Origin of the sequence: Armatimonas sp. (assembly GCF_031410135.1) — a bacterium.
Classification (GTDB): Bacteria; Armatimonadota; Armatimonadia; order Armatimonadales; family Armatimonadaceae; genus Armatimonas.
Window position 1 is genome coordinate 1 of sequence record NZ_JANNYP010000802.1, and the last position, 2,653, is coordinate 2,653.

The following is a 2,653-nucleotide window of genomic DNA, read 5'->3' on the forward strand; positions in this document are numbered from 1 at the left end:
CACGACATGGACGCCTGGTGGGTACTCGATCCGGTCGTTTCCGTGCACCAGGACTGCGTCGTTTTTGAGGTCTTCAGCCAGGATTAGTCGTCGTACGGGCGCGTGACGGTGCCCAGGGAAAAACTCGATGTGCTGGGCGAGGTGCGCTACGGGACGACCAATGTGGACTACTCCAGCGCTCTCGCCGACGAGATGCGCCGCATTCGCTCGTACCGCCCTGCGTTTCTCTCGGTTGCCGCCGAGGGCGTGAGCATCGCCACGGGAGCGGGGGAGCGGGTGGAGAAGAAGATTGACCTGCCCCCGACCTGGGTACGCGGCTTCTTGCAAGTCCAGTCCGCCGCCGTCTACCCGGCGATTGAGGTGCAGTTCTCCCCAGAAACCATCGCCGACGTTCTGGCGGCGCTTCAGCGGGAGCGCGAGAAGACCGGCCCACGCTCGCTTCGGTTCCAATTAACGCCCGGCGAGTGCCCGACGATTACCATTGAGCCGTGGGGGACGGTGATCAAAGAGCGTGTCCACAAGTACACCGGAGACTCCGCCACGGAGATTCGGCTCTGGGGGCGGCGGCGCTTGCTGGCCTTTGCTGACTTGCTTCCCCACGCCGACTCGGTGACCGCGCGCTTCCTCGGAACGGGCATGCCCTCGTACTGGAGCATCACGCTCGATGGGCACCGCTTCGATATCGGGGTCTCGGGCTGGACGAAAAACGACTGGTCGAGTGCGGCTCGCTTCGATGTGCTCGCCGCCACGGGGCAAGCCAGCGACGGCGACATCGCCAAAGCCTCGCAAGAACTAGAAAAACACCTCAAGCTCGTCCCGTCGGACATCACCGATCTCTCCACCGAGACCGCCACCGCGGCGCTTCAGAAACTCTGCGCCACGGGCATGGCGATGTACGACCTCGCGGACTCTTGTTACCGCTGGCGCCAGCTCCTGCCGTTCCCCGCACCCGTGAGCGAGGAAGACCAGCGCAGCAAGCTCGCCGCCCGCATCGTCCAGACGGGTGGCGTCAGCTTCCTGAAAGACACCGACGAAGACGAGGCGTTCTCCACCCTCACCGCCCGTACCGACGATACTACTTTCCGCTTCCGTGCCTGGGTACGTGGCGGCGAGACGCGGCGGGAGGCCAAGTTTGCCGTCACGCTCGACCTAGACAACGATGGTCGCGTGCGCTTCGCCAGCTGCACCTGCTCGTTCTTCAAGCGCGAGAAGCTCCGAAAAGGCCCCTGTGCCCATATTTTAGCCGCCGTCGCGCTGGCGTCACAGCAGCTTCTCGGAGCCAAGGCCGCCAAGAAAGCGGAGCCCGCCGCCGATACCTTCGACTTCACCGATAAGACCTTTGTCTTCACGGGAGCACTTACGAAATTCACCCGCGAGCAAGCCGAGGGAATCGTCGTCCAGCGTGGTGGGAAAGCGTCGGGCAGCGTCGGTAAGAACACCCATTATTTGGTGGCAGGCGATAAAGCGGGCAGCAAGCTCACCAAGGCACAAGAGCTAAAAATTCTCGTCATGACCGAAGACGAGTTCTTGGTATTGCTGGGAGGGAGCATCGCATGACAGCGGCAGAGCGACAGCGTTTGAAAGAGATTGGCAAGGATGCCTTTATCCGTGAGGAGATGGTGCGCCTCGGGTTCTGGCCACCATCGCCGGAGATCGCGGAGCAGTCGGCGGAGGCGGAGCGGAAGCTACGGCCTCTCTACGATGAGCTGGTGAGTGTCCGGCGCGAGCTGGACGGGGTCGAGAAAGAGATCCGTGAGAGCGGCGATGTCCCGGCACTCTTAGCCGAAATTCGACGCAAGCGGATCGAGCGGGTGCGCTCGGCGCGGGTGGTTAAGAAGGTGGAGCGCGAGGCGGTGCGGGTCAAGAAGGCCGAGCAAGACGCGCTCTGGCGAAGGACGGCACTGCCGCATCTTGGGCGTGGCGTCTCCGGTGGCCTCGCATTTGCCGATGGGGAGATCGAGAAGCTCTGCAACGCCATTGGTCTAACCGAGCGGGAGCTGGCGTGGCTCTGCTACCAGCGGGCAGCTTCTAAGACGGGGCATTACTCGCTCTTTACCATCCCGAAAAAACGCGGCGGAAAGCGCGTGCTGGCCTCGCCCAAGAGCAAGCTGCGTCAGGCACAACGGTGGCTTCTGAGTGAGGTGTTGGCAAAGCAAACTCCCCACGCCGCTGCGACCGCGTTCTCGCCTGGCGCATCGGTGGTGAAGAACGCCGAGCCACACACCGGGAAATCGGTCGTCGTTAAACTGGACTTGCAGGACTTCTTTCCGTCGCTGGGCGTCAAGCGTGTCAAGAACTACTTTGAGCATTTAGGCCTTAGTGAGGGAGTCGCAACGATTCTGGCACTCCTTTGCACCGACTGCCCGCGGGTCGCCGTGGAGTTCGACGGCGATAAGAAGTTCGTCGCCGTCGGGCCGCGCGGTGTTCCCCAGGGCGCACTTACTAGTCCCGCGCTCTCGAACTTGTTGGTGGAGAAGCTGGACAAGCGCCTCACGGGTGCGGCGCAGAAGCTCGGGTTTGTCTACACGCGCTACGCCGACGACCTGACCTTCTCCCACGCCGACGACAGTGCGCCCGTGGGGCTGCTCCTCACTCTTGTACGCCAGATCGTCGCCGATGAAAAGCTGACGGTGAACGAGAAGAAGACCCAGGT

Annotated in this window: 2 protein-coding genes; both read left to right on the forward strand. The window is 62.7% G+C overall.

The annotated features are described in order from the left end of the window. Positions 1 to 102 precede the first annotated feature (102 nt). Complete coding sequence (locus RMO15_RS29475) at positions 103 to 1,557, forward strand: BRCT domain-containing protein (protein WP_309721563.1); 1,455 nt, start codon at positions 103 to 105, stop codon at positions 1,555 to 1,557. Continuing rightward, a partial coding sequence (locus tag RMO15_RS29480; protein ID WP_309721566.1) for a reverse transcriptase domain-containing protein occupies positions 1,554 to 2,653 on the forward strand: 1,100 nt, incomplete at its 3' end. The genes RMO15_RS29475 and RMO15_RS29480, both read left to right, overlap by 4 nt.